The sequence below is a fragment of the Nonomuraea sp. NPDC005501 genome, from assembly GCF_040605905.1.
In the GTDB taxonomy this organism is placed as follows: domain Bacteria; phylum Actinomycetota; class Actinomycetes; order Streptosporangiales; family Streptosporangiaceae; genus Nonomuraea.
On the sequence record NZ_JBEXDT010000014.1, the window covers coordinates 90,911 to 105,797 of the forward strand.

17 protein-coding genes are annotated in these 14,887 nt (G+C 72.7%); 9 read left to right on the forward strand and 8 right to left on the reverse strand.

All coding sequences use genetic code 11. From position 1 onward, the window contains the following. Positions 1 to 9: 9 nt before the first annotated feature. Positions 10 to 924, forward strand: coding sequence for an aminoglycoside phosphotransferase family protein (locus ABZS51_RS10845; protein WP_355438570.1), 915 nt, complete (start codon positions 10 to 12; stop codon positions 922 to 924). A 3-nt stretch (positions 925 to 927) separates the two neighbouring features. Here the strand turns inward: ABZS51_RS10845 and ABZS51_RS10850 are convergent, their stop codons facing one another. Next, positions 928 to 1,683 carry an HPP family protein gene (locus ABZS51_RS10850; RefSeq protein WP_355438572.1) on the reverse strand — a complete coding sequence of 252 codons (756 nt, stop codon included), beginning with the start codon at positions 1,681 to 1,683 and terminating at the stop codon, positions 928 to 930. A 123-nt stretch (positions 1,684 to 1,806) separates the two neighbouring features. On the opposite strand from ABZS51_RS10850, the gene ABZS51_RS10855 reads away from it, so the two are divergent. After that, positions 1,807 to 2,334: a CGNR zinc finger domain-containing protein gene (locus ABZS51_RS10855; protein WP_355438574.1), complete on the forward strand. Its 528-nt coding sequence runs from the start codon at positions 1,807 to 1,809 to the stop codon at positions 2,332 to 2,334. A 17-nt stretch (positions 2,335 to 2,351) separates the two neighbouring features. On the opposite strand, the gene ABZS51_RS10860 is transcribed toward ABZS51_RS10855, so the two are convergent. The 3 genes from ABZS51_RS10860 to dapA form a co-directional block, all read right to left on the reverse strand. Beyond that, on the reverse strand, positions 2,352 to 3,263 hold the full coding sequence (locus ABZS51_RS10860; RefSeq protein WP_355438601.1) for an NADP-dependent oxidoreductase: 912 nt from the start codon (positions 3,261 to 3,263) through the stop codon (positions 2,352 to 2,354). Between the two features lie 123 nt (positions 3,264 to 3,386). Then, the gene (locus tag ABZS51_RS10865; protein WP_355438576.1) at positions 3,387 to 3,854 is read right to left on the reverse strand and encodes an NUDIX domain-containing protein; all 468 of its coding nucleotides are present in this window, start codon (positions 3,852 to 3,854) and stop codon (positions 3,387 to 3,389) included. Between the two features lie 21 nt (positions 3,855 to 3,875). Continuing rightward, the gene (gene dapA, locus ABZS51_RS10870) at positions 3,876 to 4,742 is read right to left on the reverse strand and encodes a 4-hydroxy-tetrahydrodipicolinate synthase (protein ID WP_355438578.1); all 867 of its coding nucleotides are present in this window, start codon (positions 4,740 to 4,742) and stop codon (positions 3,876 to 3,878) included. Between the two features lie 71 nt (positions 4,743 to 4,813). Between dapA and ABZS51_RS10875 the strand changes: the two genes are divergently transcribed. Beyond that, positions 4,814 to 5,683 (forward strand): LysR substrate-binding domain-containing protein, encoded by an 870-nt coding sequence (locus ABZS51_RS10875; RefSeq protein WP_355438580.1) that lies wholly within the window; start codon positions 4,814 to 4,816, stop codon positions 5,681 to 5,683. A 44-nt stretch (positions 5,684 to 5,727) separates the two neighbouring features. Here ABZS51_RS10875 and ABZS51_RS10880 read toward each other — a convergent pair whose 3' ends face one another. Further along, positions 5,728 to 6,666, reverse strand: coding sequence for a serine hydrolase (locus ABZS51_RS10880; protein WP_355438582.1), 939 nt, complete (start codon positions 6,664 to 6,666; stop codon positions 5,728 to 5,730). A 144-nt stretch (positions 6,667 to 6,810) separates the two neighbouring features. On the opposite strand from ABZS51_RS10880, the gene ABZS51_RS10885 reads away from it, so the two are divergent. The 3 genes from ABZS51_RS10885 (at position 6,811) to ABZS51_RS10895 (ending at position 9,172) form a co-directional block, all read left to right on the forward strand. Continuing rightward, complete coding sequence (locus ABZS51_RS10885) at positions 6,811 to 7,809, forward strand: polyprenyl synthetase family protein (protein ID WP_355438584.1); 999 nt, start codon at positions 6,811 to 6,813, stop codon at positions 7,807 to 7,809. 73 nt (positions 7,810 to 7,882) lie between these two features. After that, positions 7,883 to 8,554 (forward strand): hypothetical protein, encoded by a 672-nt coding sequence (locus ABZS51_RS10890; protein WP_355438586.1) that lies wholly within the window; start codon positions 7,883 to 7,885, stop codon positions 8,552 to 8,554. A gap of 48 nt (positions 8,555 to 8,602) precedes the next feature. Continuing rightward, a complete protein-coding gene (locus ABZS51_RS10895) occupies positions 8,603 to 9,172 on the forward strand; it encodes a hypothetical protein (protein ID WP_310707861.1) in 570 nt (189 codons plus the stop codon). On the opposite strand, the gene ABZS51_RS10900 is transcribed toward ABZS51_RS10895, so the two are convergent. Together ABZS51_RS10900 and ABZS51_RS10905 are read right to left on the reverse strand one after the other, a co-directional pair. Then, complete coding sequence (locus tag ABZS51_RS10900) at positions 9,141 to 10,580, reverse strand: MFS transporter (protein ID WP_355438588.1); 1,440 nt, start codon at positions 10,578 to 10,580, stop codon at positions 9,141 to 9,143. The two genes, ABZS51_RS10895 and ABZS51_RS10900, sit on opposite strands and share 32 nt — an antisense overlap. A gap of 42 nt (positions 10,581 to 10,622) precedes the next feature. Beyond that, a complete protein-coding gene (locus ABZS51_RS10905) occupies positions 10,623 to 11,345 on the reverse strand; it encodes a class I SAM-dependent methyltransferase (protein WP_355438590.1) in 723 nt (240 codons plus the stop codon). Between the two features lie 128 nt (positions 11,346 to 11,473). On the opposite strand from ABZS51_RS10905, the gene ABZS51_RS10910 reads away from it, so the two are divergent. Next, positions 11,474 to 12,847, forward strand: a complete 1,374-nt coding sequence (locus ABZS51_RS10910; RefSeq protein ID WP_355438592.1) for an LCP family protein — start codon at positions 11,474 to 11,476, stop codon at positions 12,845 to 12,847. A gap of 24 nt (positions 12,848 to 12,871) precedes the next feature. Here ABZS51_RS10910 and ABZS51_RS10915 read toward each other — a convergent pair whose 3' ends face one another. Continuing rightward, entirely contained in the window at positions 12,872 to 13,351 is a 480-nt protein-coding gene (locus ABZS51_RS10915; RefSeq protein WP_355438594.1) for a tetratricopeptide repeat protein, read from the reverse strand. A gap of 67 nt (positions 13,352 to 13,418) precedes the next feature. Between ABZS51_RS10915 and ABZS51_RS10920 the strand changes: the two genes are divergently transcribed. Both ABZS51_RS10920 and ABZS51_RS10925 read left to right on the forward strand, forming a co-directional pair. After that, the gene (locus tag ABZS51_RS10920; RefSeq protein WP_355438596.1) at positions 13,419 to 14,351 is read left to right on the forward strand and encodes an ATP-binding protein; all 933 of its coding nucleotides are present in this window, start codon (positions 13,419 to 13,421) and stop codon (positions 14,349 to 14,351) included. Between the two features lie 85 nt (positions 14,352 to 14,436). Then, positions 14,437 to 14,823: an SCO5389 family protein gene (locus ABZS51_RS10925; RefSeq protein WP_310707855.1), complete on the forward strand. Its 387-nt coding sequence runs from the start codon at positions 14,437 to 14,439 to the stop codon at positions 14,821 to 14,823. The last annotated feature ends 64 nt before the right edge of the window (positions 14,824 to 14,887 follow it).

Genomic DNA, 14,887 nt, shown 5'->3' on the forward strand with positions numbered 1-14,887 from the left:
TCTCCCACGATGGAGATCGTGGTGCCGGCGGCGCTGACCGCGCGGCACGTGCAGCTCGACGGTGAGGCCGGGCGGGCCTGGTCGGCGGGGCTGCCCGCGCTGGCCGAACGCTACCTGGAGGAGTGGCAGCTGGGCCTCGACGGCGGGCCGTGGCACGGCATGGTCTCGCTGGTGCTGCCCGTGGTGCGCGCCGACGGCACGCGGGCCGCGCTCAAGCTCCAGCCGGTGACCGACGAGAACGTCGGCGAGGGTCCCGGCCTGCGCGCCTGGGCCGGGCGTGGCGTCGTACGGCTGCTGGAGGACGACCGGAGCACGGGCACGCTCCTGCTCGAACGGCTCGACGCGGAGCGGTCGCTCTCGTCCGTGCCCGACGACATGGAGGCGCTGCGGATCCTGACGGGGCTGCTCGGGCGGCTGGTGGCCCTGCCCGCGCCGCCGGGGACGCGGCGGCTGGGCGACATCGCCCGCGGCATGCTGGACGAGGTGCCCGCGACCGTCGACGGGCTGGGCCGCGACGGCGACCGGGAATGGGTGGACACCTGCGCGGCGGCCGTCGCCGAGGTGGCGGGCGAGCCGGGCGACCGGCTGCTCCACTGGGACCTGCACTACGACAACGTGCTCGCCGGCGACCGCGAGCCGTGGCTGGCCATCGACCCGAAGCCGCTCGCCGGCGACCCCGGGTTCGACCTCATGCCCGCGCTCCACAACCGGTGGGACGAGGTCGTGGCGTCAGGAGACGTGCGGCGGGCGGTGCTGAGGCGCTTCGACCTGATGACGGACCTGCTCGGGCTGGAGCGGCCGCGGGCGGCCCGGTGGACGCTCGGCCGGGCCCTGCAGAACACGATCTGGGACGTCCAGGACGGCTCCGACCGGATGAACGAGGTGCAGCTCGCCATCGCCCGGGCCGTGCGCGAGCGCGTCTAGCCGTCACAGCCAGTAGGCCGGGTACCGATGGGCAGGCAGCAGCCGGCCGAGCAGCACGCCGCTGGCGATCACGACGGCGCTGGCCACGGCCACCGGGGTCAGCAGGTACCACGGGGCGGGCGCGGTGAGGCCGATGAGGGCTGCGGTGGCGGCGGCCGGCGGGTGCGGGGCGCGCAGCAGCAGCATCGGAGCCGTGGTGAGCGCCGCGGCGACGGCCGCCGTCCAGATCGACGGCCCGCCCACCGCGGTCACGGCCAGAGCCACCACGGTCGCGCCCGCGTGCCCGAGGACGACGCTGCGGGGCTGCGCGAACGGCGCGGCCGGGGCCAGGGCCACGATGGCGGCGCTGGCCACGAACGGCAGCGCGAACAGCGCCAGCCCGCTCACTCTGGCCACACCGGCGAGCACGAGCAGCGCCGCGAGCGCCGCCCCGGTCGCCGTCACCACCGTCCGGACCGGCACCCGGGCGGGAGCTCCCGACACGATCGCGCTGCGGAGGGCCAGGAGGCCCCGGTGTCCACCGGTCCGCTCCCCGCGCGAGCCGAGGGAGGACGGCTCGGCGAGCGGCCGTGGGCCGCCCTTGAGGTCCGCCGCCTCGGGGGCCGTCGCGTCGCCGGGACGGAGGGGGCGCCGGACGTCCGCCGGTGCCGTCCCCCGTACGCGGCGCGGGGTGACCGCCGGGTGGTCGGGTGACGGGGCCGGGTGGGACGGGCCGGCGGGATGGTCGGCGTGGCGGCGCTTGCGCTGGCGGTGGGGCATCGAGGCTCCAGACGTGGCGGCCGAGAGGACGGGGGAGGCCGCCAACCGGCTAAATCGCTTTGACCGGTTAAGTGATAGCATGGTGAAAGATAACCGGTCAAACCGATTTGAGAGGTTAGCCAAGTGAGAGTCCGCCCGCTTCGCGGCGAGCCCGTGGCGTTGGACCTGGTCAACACGGTGTGGGTGGAGCACGGCGCGCGGGCCGACCAGCTCGACGACCTCGACGGGGTTCGTGCCTGGCTGTCCGACCACGCGATGGCCGCCGGCCCGGACTCCGATCTGGAGGCGGTGCGCGACCGACTCGTGCCGGCCCGCGAGGCCGTACGGGACGCGCTCGAAGGCCGGGGCCACACGGGCCTGAACGACGTGCTCGGCCATGGCGCGGTCCGGCCGGTGATGCGTGACGGCGAGCCCGGCGAGCTGGTCGTCGTGGACGAGCCGGCCTGGCTGCCGGCGTGGACGGCGGCGGCGGCGTTCGTGCGGATGATGGGCGAGCGGCCGTCGCGGGTGCGCAGATGCGCGCACCCCGACTGCATCCTGTGGTTCCTCGACGTGAGCAAGAACGGCAGCCGCCGCTGGTGCTCCATGGAGGGCTGCGGCAACCGCGCGAAGGTGGGCCGGTTCAACCAGCGGCACAGGACCACCGGCTGACCGGCCCCTGCCGGGGATCAGCCGACGATGAGGGCGACCTTGCCGCGGCCGTGGCCGGTCTCGATCTCCCGGTGCGCGTCCGCCGCCTCCTCCAGCCGGTACGTCCGCCGGATCGGGAAGAGCAGCCGGCCCGAGGCGTACTCCGCCGCGTACCGGCCGAGGCGCTCGGCCGTGCGCTCTCCCCGCGTCACCTTGATGCCCAGCTCGGCGGCCTTGCCGTGCTCGACCAGCGTGAGGACGCGGGCGCGATCCTTGACCAGCTCCAGCGAGACGTCCACCGCCACCCCGCCGGCCCCGTCGAGGGCCGCGTCCACGCCGCCGGGCGCGAGCGCGCGGACCCGGTCCGCCAGGCCGTCGCCGTACACGACGGGAACGGCCCCGAGGGCGCGCAGGTGCTCGTGGTTCTCCTCGCGGGCCGTGCCGATCACCGAGGCGCCCCGCCACCGGGCGATCTGCACCGCCGCCGTGCCCACCGCGCCGGCCGCGCCGTGGACGAGCAGCGTGTCGCCCTCCCCCACCGCGAGCCCGTCCAGCGCCAGCTCCGCCGTCTGCACGGCCGCGGTCAGCGCGCCCGCCACCTCCCATGGGACCCCGCCGGGCTTGGGGGTCACGTGGGAGGCCGGCACGACGACGTACTCCGCGTACGCGTTGAGCAACGAGAACCCGAGCACCTCCGTCCCCGGCTCGACACCTGACGCACCCTCGCCCACCTCGTCCACGACACCCGCGAACTCATTGCCGGGCACGCGCGGCAGCCCGCCGGTGACGCCCGGAGGGGTCCAGCCCCGACGGACCGCCGTGTCGAACGGCTGCACGCCCGCCGCCCGCACCCGTACCCGCACCTGCCCGGGCCCGGGCTCGGGCAGGGGCACCTCCATGACCTGGAGCACCTCGGGGCCGCCGGGGGTCGCGAACGCCGCTGCTCTCATCGTTGCCTGACTCATGCGCCGAGCGTGCCGCCTCAACCGCGCTTGAGGTCAAGCGATGTTTTACGTGAAACATGCTCCGGGAAGCTCCGGACGCGCACCGGCGAACCGGTCACCCGGCCGTCTTCACCAGTCGAGAGCGACGGGCCGCTCGGGCCGGACTCCTCGGAGCAGGTCTTTCAGCAGCACGGCCAGCCCGGGTGGGAAGACCCGCTCCGTGGTCGCGCCGAGCTCGGCCGGGGTCCACCATCGGTGCCCGAACCCGTCGTCTCCGGTTCCGCGAACTTCCGCCGTCGGGACCCGGGCGAAGAAGTACGTGTGCACGGTGTAGTAGTGACTTCCCTGGACGGACCACTGTCCCGCGTTGATGGCCACCGGCTCACCCAGGTCTTCGGGCCCGAGGACGAAGCCGGCCTCCTCGTGCACCTCTCGGCGGGCCGCGTCCGCCACCGATTCGCCCGGCTCGATCCCGCCTCCGGGCAGGTGCCATGCGGGCTCGCGTGGCCAGGGGTCGGGTGGGACGAAGCGGAACAGCAGCACGCGGTCGCCGGGGGCGGCGAGGATGACGCGCGCCGTGGGGCGGTTCGTGATCATTCGTCCGAGGGTAACCAGCTCTCAGCCCAGCAGGGCCAGGGCCGTCGTGATCGAGGGCTCGCTCGCGGGCAGCAGGGGCAGTCGGACGTCGGGTGTCGGGATGAGGCCCTGGGCGTGCAGGACGCCCTTGGTGACGACCGGGTTCGGCTCGGCGAACAGGGCGGCCGACAGCCGGGTCAGGCGATGGCCGAGGTCCCGTGCCCGCGTCACGTCGCCCGCGCTCCAGGCCGCGGCGAGGTCGGCGAAGTCCGCGGGGGCGAGGTTCGCCGAGGCCATGATGCCGCCGGAGGCGCCCGCGGCGAGCAGCGGCGAGATGACCGCGTCGTCGCCGCCCAGCACGTCGAAGCCCTCGGGCAGGTCGCCGAGCAGGTCCAGGACGTCCTGGTCCACGCCGCCGGTCGCGTACTTCACCCCGGCGATCATCGGGTGCCGGCCCAGGCGGCGCAGCGTGGCGGCGCCCACGGCCTGACCGGTGCGGTAGGGGATGTGGTAGATCACCAGCGGCACGGGCGTCCCGTCGGCCAGCGCCTCGAAGTGCGCGACCACGCCCCGCTCCGAGGGACGCAGGAAGTACGGAACGGTCACCAGCGCGGCCGTGACGTCCGGCGGCAGCTCCTCCAGCGCCGCGAGCACCGAGCGGGTGTCGTTGCCGTTGACGCCCACGGTCAGCGGCGCCCCGCGCTCCCGGCAGAGCTCGGCACACACCTCGACCACCTGCGCGCGCTCGGCCGGCGTCAGCGCCGCGACCTCGCCGGTGGTGCCGAGCGCGACCAGGCCGGACGCGCCCTCGTCCAGCACGCGGCGGGCGAGCTTGTCCAGCGCCCCGGCGGCCACCTCCCCGGTGGAGGTGAACGGCGTGACGAGCGGTACGTGGATTCCCTTCAGCATGCTTCGAGCCTGGCCCGCGCCCGTACGTCAGGTCCAGTTCGGATTCGTGCGGTTGAGCCTAAGCTGGACTGATGCTCGACCCTCGGAAGCTGCGTCTGCTTCGTGAGCTGGCCAGGCGCGGCACGATCGCCGCCGTCGCCGAAGCCGTCATGTTCACCCCGTCGGCGGTGTCGCAGCAGCTCAGCGCGCTGGAGCGGGAGGCGGGCGTGCCGCTGCTGCGGCGGACCGGCCGCGCCGTCACGCTGACCCCGGCGGGTCGCCTGCTGGTGGAGCACGCGCAGGCCGTACTGGAGGAGCTGGAGCGCGCGTCGGCGGCGCTGGCGGCCGTCCGGGGCGAGCCGTCGGGGCCCGTGCGGATCGGCGCGTTCCCGACGGCGGCCCGCGCGCTGATGCCCGCCGCGCTCGCCGAGCTGGCCCGCGCCTGCCCGGCGCTGGAGCCGATGGTGTCGGAGATCGACCCCGCCGACGTCTCCGGCGCGCTGCGGGCGGGCGAGCTGGACGTCGCCCTGGTCCACGAGTACGACTTCGTGCCGCCGGAGGCGGACCCCGCGCTGGCCACGGAGCCGCTGTTCGCCGAGTCCATGTACCTGACCGGCCGGATGGCGCTCGCCGAGGCCCGCGACGACCCGTGGATCACCGGCAAGCCCGGCACGCTCTGCCACGCCATGACGATCCGGGCCTGCCAGGCGGCGGGGTTCGAGCCGCGGGTGCGTCACCAGGTGGACGACTTCGACACGGTCCTCGCGTTCGCGGCGGCCGGGCAGGGCGTCGCGCTGGTGCCGCGCCTGGCCGCGCTCGCCCCGCCGCCGGGCGTGACGCTCACCGAGCTGCCGCTGAGCCGCCGCACGCTGGCGGCCTTCCGCAGAGGGTACGGCGGCCACCCGGCGACCGGGGCGGCCGTGGCCGCGTTCCGCGCCGCGATCGGCCGCCTCCCTCTGTGAGGCGGGTGTCGGTCTGAAACGGGTGTCGGTCCGTGAGCCCGGTGTCAGTCCTCCTTGAGAACCTCCTCCAGCGCCACCGCGGCGCTCGACTGCTCGGCGGCGTCGTACTCGCCGGCCGTGAGGGCCACCACCAGCCGCCGCTCGGGGACCACCACGATCCGCTGGCCGCCGTTGCCGGTCGCGCCCACCCACTGCCCCGGGCTCACGTACCACTGGTACCCGTAGGCGAACCCCTCCGAGATCTCGACCCGGGGCCGCAGCATCTCGCCGATCCACCACTCCGGCACCAGCCCGCGCCCGCCGTCGAGCACCAGCGACCCCAGCCCGGCCATGTCGCGCGGGCGCAGCCGCAGCCCGGCGGCGGCGAGCACGACGCCGCCGTTGGCCGTCCACTCGAACGGCATCCCGAGCGGCCCGAACAGCCGCTCCCGCGCGAACTCCTCCAGCGGCACGCCCGCCCCGTCGGCGATGAGTCTGCCGAGCAGTGCGGACGCCCCGCCGCAGTAGTGCCACCGCTTCCCGGGCTCCTCCACGACGGGACGTTCCAGGACGTACCGGTAGCGGTCGGGCGCCGCCTCCATGGCCAGCTCGCTGTTGGCGGTGCTGGTGTACGGCACGTTCTCGTTCCAGTCCAGGCCGAGGGTCATGGTCAGCGCGTGTTCCACCGTGAGGCCCTCCCTGCCCTCCGCCAGGTCCGCGTACGCGGGGAAGGCCGGCAGCAGCGGCTCGCCGGGACCGGGCACCAGGCCGTCGCCCAGGGCCATGCCGTACAGGAGGGCGACCACGCTCTTGGTCACGGACCGGACGTCGTGCAGCACGTCCGGCCCGAACCTCACGTGCCCCAGCGGCTCGCCCAGCCGGAAGTCCTCCCCGTCGCCGTACCGCTCCAGGACCACCCGCCCGTCCCGGACCACGACGAGCCCGTGCAGGCCCGGCGCCGTCCCGGCCGCCAGCAACCCGTCGACCCGCTCGGCGATGCCCATGCGTCCTCCTCCGTAGCCGTCGTCACGAGAACAGGCGTACAGCCTGACACGGTGTCACACTCCACCCCCGTGTCGCCGAGCGGCCTGAGGCTCCTCTCAGCGTCTCTCAGGGACGGCTCAGCGAGCACAAGGCAGGCTGGGCGCATGGACCAGCTCATCGGCTCCCCCGCCATCGCCCGGGGCCTGCGCGACGTCGAGGACCGCATCGGCCGGCTCGGCGGCTCCTCCGCACTGCCGGGCATCAACGCGGGCGCCGGCCGGATCATCAGCGCCGGCGGCAAGCGGCTGCGGCCGGCGCTGACCCTGGCCACCGCGCTGGCCCTGGGCCGGACGCCCAACCGCCGGGTCGTCACGGCCGCCGCCTGCGTGGAGCTGATACACGCCGGATCGCTGGTCCATGACGACCTCATGGACGGCGCGACCGAGCGGCGCGGCGCGCGCACGCTCAACGCCGAGCTGGGCGACGGCAAGGCACTGGTCATCGGCGACTTCATGCTGGCCAGGGCGGGACTGGCGGCGATCACCGCGGTGTCCCGGCCGGTGGCCGAGGTGCTGGCCGCGGCCGTGGTGGAGCTGGCCGAGGGGCAGTACCTGGAGACGGCCTCCCTGTACGACCCCCACCGCACCGTCGAGGCGGCGCTGGCCTCGATCCGCGGCAAGACGGCCGCGCTGTTCCGCGCCGGGTGCCTGGTGGCGGCGATCTGCGCGCGGGCCACCGCCGAGGAGCGGGCCGGGATGGCGGCGTACGGGGAGCGGTTCGGGCTGATCTTCCAGATCCTCGACGACCTGCTCGACCTGACCGCGCCGAGCGGTCTGCTGGGCAAGCCGGCGGGCCAGGACCTGCGCCACGGCGTCTACACGCTGCCGCTGCTGCTGACCCGGGACGCCGGGGTGACCGGGTCGCTGGGCGGAGAGCTGACCGGCGAGCAGGTGGAGGAGGTGATCCGGGAGCTGCGGACGGCGGGCATGGTGGAGCTCACGCTGGAGTACTGCCGCGGGCTGGCCGCCGACGCGGTCGCCGCGCTCCCGGTGCTGCGCCACGGCGAGGCCGCGGCCCTGCTGTACGGCCTGCCGACCGCGTACCTCCGGCAGGTGGGCGAGATCGTCCGGTCGACGGGCGTCGGCTGCGATTTGTTGGAATGATTGGAAGGAATAACCCGACAGATCCCGGAACGTGTGCTCATACTGGAGGAAGCTGGCCCTACAGGAGCACCCCATGCGGAAGACGCCCCCTCGCATGACACCGGAGGAGGAGCTGTCTGCGACCCAGTTCCTCCAACTCGCCGCAGTCGACTTCACCGGCATCTACGCCGTCCACCTCGCCGCCAAGGACGAGCGGCTGAAGATGACCAGACTGGGGATGAGCCTGCTGTCCGGCCCCTTCCTGGCGACCATCGCGCTCATCAGCGCCAAGGTGGTGGACCCGCGCGCCCTCACCTCCTGGCACACCGTGCCGTGGTACCTGTTCGCCCTGGTGACGGCGTTCGGGCTGCTGACCGGGCTGCCGTTCCTGCGCCTGATCGAGGCGGTCAACGCGCACGCCCGCACCGCGCGGGCGATCAACAACTTCCGCCTCCTGTACGCGACCCGGCTCAAGGACGAGCTGGCCTGGTCGCCCAATCTGCCGGTGGACCCGCGCTACCCGGAGACGTTCGCGCCGCTCGCCTGGCCGGGGATCAACGTCATGATGCTGGCCGTCGCCGACAGCGCCTACCTGGTGGTCGGCGTCACCGGCCTCAGCGGCCAGGCGCCCAATGCGGTGCTGCTGAGCACCAGCATCGCGCTGGTGGCGCTGGTCCACTACTCGGTCTACTACGTGCGCTGCAACGTCACGAGGCGGCGCCGCCTGCCACGCAATCCGTACGAGTTCCCGAACGTGGAGACCTGAATGCCCGGCCCAGCGATGTGGGCGTCATGTGGGGAGGCGTGGATCTGGATGATGCGCCACGTGTGGACGGAGGGCGCGCTCGGCGACGACGACCGCGGCCCCGTCATGGAGGGGCCGCCCGTGCTCTTCGAGATGGCGCAGGTGCGGCGGGACGACCCGCTGCTGGAGAGGTACGGCGACGCCGACCGGCTCGCGCTCTACTGCCGCAAGTTCACCCAGGACACGGTCGTGTCCCCGTTCAAGTACAGCTACGGGGCCCGGATCCGGGGACAGCTCGGGTGGGCCGTGGACCTGCTGCGCACCAAGCCGTACAGCAAGAGCGCGTGGATCTCGCTGACCGGGCCGGGTGAGCCGTACGACTCGGTGCCGTGCCTGAGCGGGCTGGCCTTCCGGATCCGCGACGGCGGGCTGGTGATGACGGCGGCGTTCCGGTCGCAGAACGCGTTCACCAGCTACCTGAACTACGTGCCGCTGTCGGACGTCCAGACCGGGGTCGCGCGGAGCCTCGGCCTGGACTGCGGTCCGATGCGGGTGTTCGTCGACGTGCCGCACCTCTACCTGTCCGACAGCACGCAGGTGCTGAGGGTCATGCGGCCGTGTCCACCGAAGCTGCCGTGAGCGGCGCGGCGATCTCCTCCAGGCCCTTCTGCTCGGCCTTGACCCCGAGGAACAGCTCCACGATCCCCGCGGCGATCATGATGACGGCGCCGATGCTGAACGCCAGCGCCGTGTCGCCCGGCACGCCGGTGGAGACCAGCCCGGCGAAGACCAGCGGACCGGCGATGCCGCCCGCCGCGGTGCCGATCGCGAAGAAGAACGCGATCGCCATCGCCCTGGTCTCCATCGGGAAGATCTCGCTGACCGTCAGGTAGGCCGAGCTGGCGCCCGCCGAGGCGACGAACAGCACCGCGCACCAGCAGGCGGTCAGCGTGACGGCGGTGAGCATGCCCTGGCTGAACAGCCACGCGGTGCCGAGCAGCAGCAGGCCCGAGCCGATGTACGTCGCCGAGATCATCGGCACCCGGCCGACCGTGTCGAACAGCTTCCCGAGCAGCAGCGGGCCGAGGAAGTTGCCGACCGCGATCACGGCGAAGTAGTACCCGGTGTGCGTGTCGATCTTGTAGAACGTGGACAGGATCTGCGCGTACCCGAAGGTGATGGCGTTGTAGAGGAACGCCTGCCCGATGAACAGCGACAGCCCGAGGATCGTGCGCTTGGGGTAGAGCGCCACCATGGTGTGCGCGATCCGGCCGAAGCCGATCGACCTGCGCTGGTGGATGGTGACCGAGCTCTTCGGCTCCGGCAGGTCGCCGCCCACCTGCTCCTCGATCTCGCCGACGAGCTGCTCGGCCTCCTTGCCCCGTCCGTGGATGAACAGCCAGCGCGGGCTCTCCGGCACGTGCCGGCGTACGAGCAGGATGGCCAGGCCGAGCACCACGCCGAGGCCGAAGGCGACCCGCCAGCCGATGTTGACCGGCAGGTCGTTGAGCAGCGGCACGGTCAGCAGGGCGCCGCCCGCCGCGCCGAGCCAGTAGCTGCCGTTGATGATGATGTCGATGCGGCCCCGGTGGCGGCTCGGGATGAGCTCGTCGATGGCCGAGTTGATGGCCGCGTACTCGCCGCCGATGCCGAATCCGGTCATGAACCTGAACAGGAAGAACCACCAGGCGTTGAAGGAGAAGGCCGTCATCGCCGTCGCCACCAGGTACACGACGAGCGTGATGATGAACAGCTTCTTACGCCCGTACTTGTCGGTCAGCCAGCCGAAGAACAGGGCGCCCAGACAGGCTCCGGCCACGTACAGGGCGGCGGCGGTCCCGGCCACCTGGCCCTGGGTGATGTCGATGCCGCTGCCGGGCTTGGCGAGCTGGGCCGACAGGTTTCCGACGATGGTGACTTCGAGGCCGTCGAGGATCCAGACGGTGCCGAGGCCGATGACGATCATCCAGTGCCAGCGTGACCACGGCAGCCGGTCCAGCCGTGCAGGCACCTTGGTGGTGATTGTGCCGGTATCCACGTCCCTCATGAAAGAAACCTGGTACCCGACCGGCGGATCGCAAACGTCGCCTCACCGGGCGGTGAGGGGCTTTCGGGCCTCCAGCATCCAGGTCCTGAACCACGGCCCGCCGTACCAGAATCGCCAGCCAAGGTCGCGCCGGCGGACGTCCACGACGCCGAGCTCCCGCAGCGTGTCCTCGTAGGCGGGCGTGTGCTGGAAGTCCGCGACGAGCATGAGCCCGCCGGGCCGCAGCACGCGGTGAGCCTCCCGGACGGCCTTCTCCCGGCCCCCGGCGTCCGGGATGTTGTGGATGGCCAGGCTCGACACCACCACGTCGAACGACTCGTCGTCGAACGTCAGCTCGCGCATGTCGCCGGTGACGAGGTCGACCGAGACGCCCTCGGCCTCGGCGTTGGCCCGGGTGACGCTCTCGTCGTTGCCCGACTGGTCACGCGAGCGCCACAGGTCCACGCCGGTGGCCCGGCCCTCGGGCAGCCGCCGCGCGGCGAGCAGCAGCACCGCCCCGCGCCCGCAGCCGAGGTCGAGCAGCCGCTCGTCGCCCTTGAGCCGCTCCAGCTCGGCCGCCCACACGGCGAACTTGCCGCGCCGGGTCGTGTAGAGGTAGCTGGCCGCGCTGGCCAGCGTGTAGAGACCGCCGAGGAGGAAGGCGATCCCGGCCGCCGGGACGTCCTGGCCGAAGGACGTCACCGCCAGGACGAGCAGGGCGACGGCCCCGACCACGAGACCGAGCAGGGCCATCGGGGCGTCGAACCCGTAGCGTCCACGTCTCATACTCACGTTATATCGCAAGTATCAGTTGACCGGGAATTGGTACGACACTTCCCCTAAGCCGCCCTTATTCGACATCAAACCATCACTAACGTGGAGGACAGCTGCGCAAAACAGGGGGTTGACCAGGGATGACGAGCAGAGACCGTGGCTTCGGTCCTGGTGCGGCGATCGCGCTGACCCTGGGATCGGCACTCCTGTGGGGCGTGGCACATGTCGCCACGGATCGCCGTAAGACCGGCTTCGCGCTCATGGTGACGTACGTGCTGGTGCTGGCCGTGATCATCACCGCGGTGACCGCCTTCGGCACCAAGGTGCTGGCCCTGGCCGTGCAGCCCCTCTGGCTCACGGTCTTCTCGGTCGCGCTGGCCGCGCTCGCCCTCGCCTGGTCGGTCGTGATCGTCCGGTCGTTCGTGCTCGTCCGGCCCCGCCGGTCCAACGCCGTGGGGCGCGGCCTCACCGCGGCCTTCACCGCCGGGCTGTGCGCGCTCGTCCTGGTGCCCACCGCGTACGCGGCCCGGCTCGCCTACGTGTCACACGACGTGGTCGACTCGATCTTCACGGCGGACATGACCCCGATCGTCGCCGACGACCCGTGGAACGGGGCCGCGCGGATCAACGTCCTGCTCATCGGCGCCGACTCCGCGCCCGGCCGTCCCGGCGTGCGGACCGACAGCATGACCGTGGCCAGCGTCGACACCGCGACCGGCAACACCACCCTGTTCGGCCTGCCGCGCAACCTGGAGCACGTCCAGATGCCGCGCGGCCCGGCCCGCCGGCGCTTCCCGCAGGGCTTCACCGGCGACGGCCCCGACACGCCCGGCCTGCTCAACGAGGTCTTCCAGTACGCCGAGGACTACCCGGAGACGGTGCCCGGCGTGCGCCGCGGCCAGCGCGGACCCGACCTGCTCAAGCGGACCGTCAGCGACATCCTCGGCATCCCGGTGACCTACTACGCGATGGTCGACATGAAGGGCTTCGCCCAGATCATCGACGCCATGGGCGGGGTGAAGGTCACCATCAAGCAGCCCATCGTGTACGGCAAGTACCGCGAGGGGCTCCTGTCCGCCGGCACCCGCAAGCTCTCCGGCCAGGAGGCGCTGTGGTTCGGCCGTTCCCGTACCGACAGCGACGACTACGTGCGCATGGGACGCCAGAAGTGCCTGCTCTACGCCGTCGCCAAGCAGGCCGACCCGGTGACCGTGCTCAACAGCTTCGAGAAGCTGGCCGCGGCGACCAAGCGCGCCATCTCCACCGACGTCCCGCAGAACCTGCTGCCGCCGTTCATCGAGCTGTCGGACCGGGTGAAGCACGCGCGGATCAGGAGCCTGAGCTTCGTGCCGCCGCTGATCAACACCGCCGCCCCCGACTGGAGCCTCATCCGGGCCAAGGTCGCCAAGGCGCTGGCCGACCGGCCCTCCGTGCGCGCCCCGGGACAGCCCAGGGCCGGCGCGACCGTCCAGGGCTACGACCGGCCGATCGCGCTGGACACCGCCTGCCACTAGGACGAGCCCGGCCCGGACTGGCGGTCAGACCGTCTCGTCCAGGTGGTCGGCGTAGTAGGTGATCGCCCGCTGGTACTGGCCGGCCGCCTCGGTGCCGGCCAGCACCTTGAGCAGCGTGGACACCGCCTCGCGCGCCCGGCCGGCGTTGTACAGCGCCATGGACATGAACGTCCGCAGCCCCGGGTCCTCCGGGAACTCGGCCAGCCCGCGCCGGAACGCCGCCAGCGCCTCGTCGTACCGCCCGAGCACCCTGAGCGTGCTGCCGTAGCCGGTGAACGCGCCCAGCCGGTCCTCGGGCTTGAGCCCCTCGCCCGCCAGCGCGCGCTCGTAGAAGGGCGCCGCCTCCTTCTCCAGGCCGAGCACGTCGTGGACCCACGCCGTCTGGTAGGCCACCTCGGCGTCCTCCGGGTGCCGCTCCGCCAGGCCGAGAAGCAGCTCGCGGGCCTCCTCACGGCTGCCCTCTTCCCGCAGCCGCACGGCTCGCGCCAAATCGTCGTCGCGCATGAGGCCAGTGTGGCATGATGGGCGCCATCGAAAACGACAACGGTTTTCATCATCATCTGGAGCTATCGTGAGGGTGGCCTTCGTCGGCAAGGGCGGCAGCGGCAAGACCACGATGTCGGCGCTGTTCGCGCGGCACGTGGCGAGCCAGGGCGGCCCGGTGGTCGCCATCGACGCCGACATCAACCAGCACCTGGCCCTGGTCCTCGGCGCGGAGGAGCGGCCCGAGCCGCTCGGCGCCCGCCTCCCCGAGATCAAGGAGCACCTGCGCGGCGACAACCCCCGCATCCCGTCGGCCGAGGCCATGGTCAAGACGACGCCGCCGGGGCGCGGGTCCCGGCTGCTGGGCTTCGACGACCTCGCCGCCTCGCCGTACGCGGTGACGACGCCCGACGGCGTCAGGCTGCTGGCCACCGGCCCGTTCGGCGAGGAGGACCTCGGCGTCGCCTGCTACCACTCCAAGGTGGGCGCGGTGGAGCTGCTGCTCAACCACCTGGTCGACGGGCCCGGCGAGTACGTCGTGGTGGACATGACGGCCGGGGCCGACTCCTTCGCCTCCGGGCTGTTCACCCGGTTCGACCTGACGTTCCTCGTGGCCGAGCCGACGCGGCAGGGCGTGGGCGTCCACCGGCAGTACTCCGAGCACGCCGCCGGGTTCGGCGTCCGCGTGGCCGTCGTCGGCAACAAGGTCCACGGGCCGGGCGACGTCGACTTCCTGCGCGCGGAGGTGGGCGAGGACCTGGTGGCCTGGATGGAGCACTCGGCCGCCGTCCGCGCCATGGAGCAGGGCCGGCCGCTGGCCCTCGACGACCTGGAGCCGGCCAACTCCGACACGCTCGCCACGCTGCTCAAGCACGTGGACGCGCAGGAGAAGGACTGGACGACGTTCGGCCGCCAGGCCGAGGAGTTCCACCTGCGCAACGCCCGTGCCTGGGCCGACGCGCGCACCGGCCTCGACCTGTCCCTGCAGATCGACCCGGGGTTCACCTACGGCCGCCGGTGAGCACACGAGTGTCCCCCTCCAGCCATCTGGAGTCCCACGCCGACGGCTCATAGCGTCGGTTCGATCCCCTTCGAGAGGAGACAGCATGTCGCTGACCGTTCCGAACGACCTGCTCGACCAGGCCAGGACCGGCGAGATCGAGGACGCGGCGTTCGTCGCGTGCGTCCGCGACTCCCTGCCCTACGCGTGGTCGGTGATCAGCGAGCTGGTCCAGCAGCGGGAGCGCGACGGAGCCGAGTTCGCCGACAACGAGGTGCCCCCTCCGTCGGAGGAGGCGCGCGGCCAGCTCCTGCGGTGCCTGGCGAGCGACGCCATGCGCGGCGCGCTGGAGCGCCACTTCGGGGTACGGCTCGCGTTCCAGAACTGCCACCGGGTCGCGGTCTTCGACCCGGCGGCGACCGAGGCGCTGAGCGCGTTCGTCACGCCTCGCGCGCAGATCCTCAACCAGAAGCCCGAGCTGGTCGACTGCTGACCGGCGCACCGGCCGCGCGCCCGCCCGCCCGACGACGGCGGGCGCGGGGCCCCGCGGGATCGAC

What these genes read in the sequence shown, in the direction of transcription:
- ABZS51_RS10845 (WP_355438570.1), top strand. Translation starts at nt 10, where the DNA reads ATGGAGATCGTGGTGCCGGCGGCGCTGACCGCGCGGCACGTGCAGCTC.
- ABZS51_RS10850 (WP_355438572.1), bottom strand. Translation starts at nt 1,683, where the DNA reads ATGCCCCACCGCCAGCGCAAGCGCCGCCACGCCGACCATCCCGCCGGC.
- ABZS51_RS10860 (WP_355438601.1), bottom strand. Translation starts at nt 3,263, where the DNA reads ATGAGAGCAGCGGCGTTCGCGACCCCCGGCGGCCCCGAGGTGCTCCAG.
- ABZS51_RS10865 (WP_355438576.1), bottom strand. Translation starts at nt 3,854, where the DNA reads ATGATCACGAACCGCCCCACGGCGCGCGTCATCCTCGCCGCCCCCGGC.
- dapA (WP_355438578.1), bottom strand. Translation starts at nt 4,742, where the DNA reads ATGCTGAAGGGAATCCACGTACCGCTCGTCACGCCGTTCACCTCCACC.
- ABZS51_RS10875 (WP_355438580.1), top strand. Translation starts at nt 4,814, where the DNA reads ATGCTCGACCCTCGGAAGCTGCGTCTGCTTCGTGAGCTGGCCAGGCGC.
- ABZS51_RS10880 (WP_355438582.1), bottom strand. Translation starts at nt 6,666, where the DNA reads ATGGGCATCGCCGAGCGGGTCGACGGGTTGCTGGCGGCCGGGACGGCG.
- ABZS51_RS10885 (WP_355438584.1), top strand. Translation starts at nt 6,811, where the DNA reads ATGGACCAGCTCATCGGCTCCCCCGCCATCGCCCGGGGCCTGCGCGAC.
- ABZS51_RS10890 (WP_355438586.1), top strand. Translation starts at nt 7,883, where the DNA reads ATGCGGAAGACGCCCCCTCGCATGACACCGGAGGAGGAGCTGTCTGCG.
- ABZS51_RS10895 (WP_310707861.1), top strand. Translation starts at nt 8,603, where the DNA reads ATGATGCGCCACGTGTGGACGGAGGGCGCGCTCGGCGACGACGACCGC.
- ABZS51_RS10900 (WP_355438588.1), bottom strand. Translation starts at nt 10,580, where the DNA reads ATGAGGGACGTGGATACCGGCACAATCACCACCAAGGTGCCTGCACGG.
- ABZS51_RS10905 (WP_355438590.1), bottom strand. Translation starts at nt 11,345, where the DNA reads ATGAGACGTGGACGCTACGGGTTCGACGCCCCGATGGCCCTGCTCGGT.
- ABZS51_RS10910 (WP_355438592.1), top strand. Translation starts at nt 11,474, where the DNA reads ATGACGAGCAGAGACCGTGGCTTCGGTCCTGGTGCGGCGATCGCGCTG.
- ABZS51_RS10915 (WP_355438594.1), bottom strand. Translation starts at nt 13,351, where the DNA reads ATGCGCGACGACGATTTGGCGCGAGCCGTGCGGCTGCGGGAAGAGGGC.
- ABZS51_RS10925 (WP_310707855.1), top strand. Translation starts at nt 14,437, where the DNA reads ATGTCGCTGACCGTTCCGAACGACCTGCTCGACCAGGCCAGGACCGGC.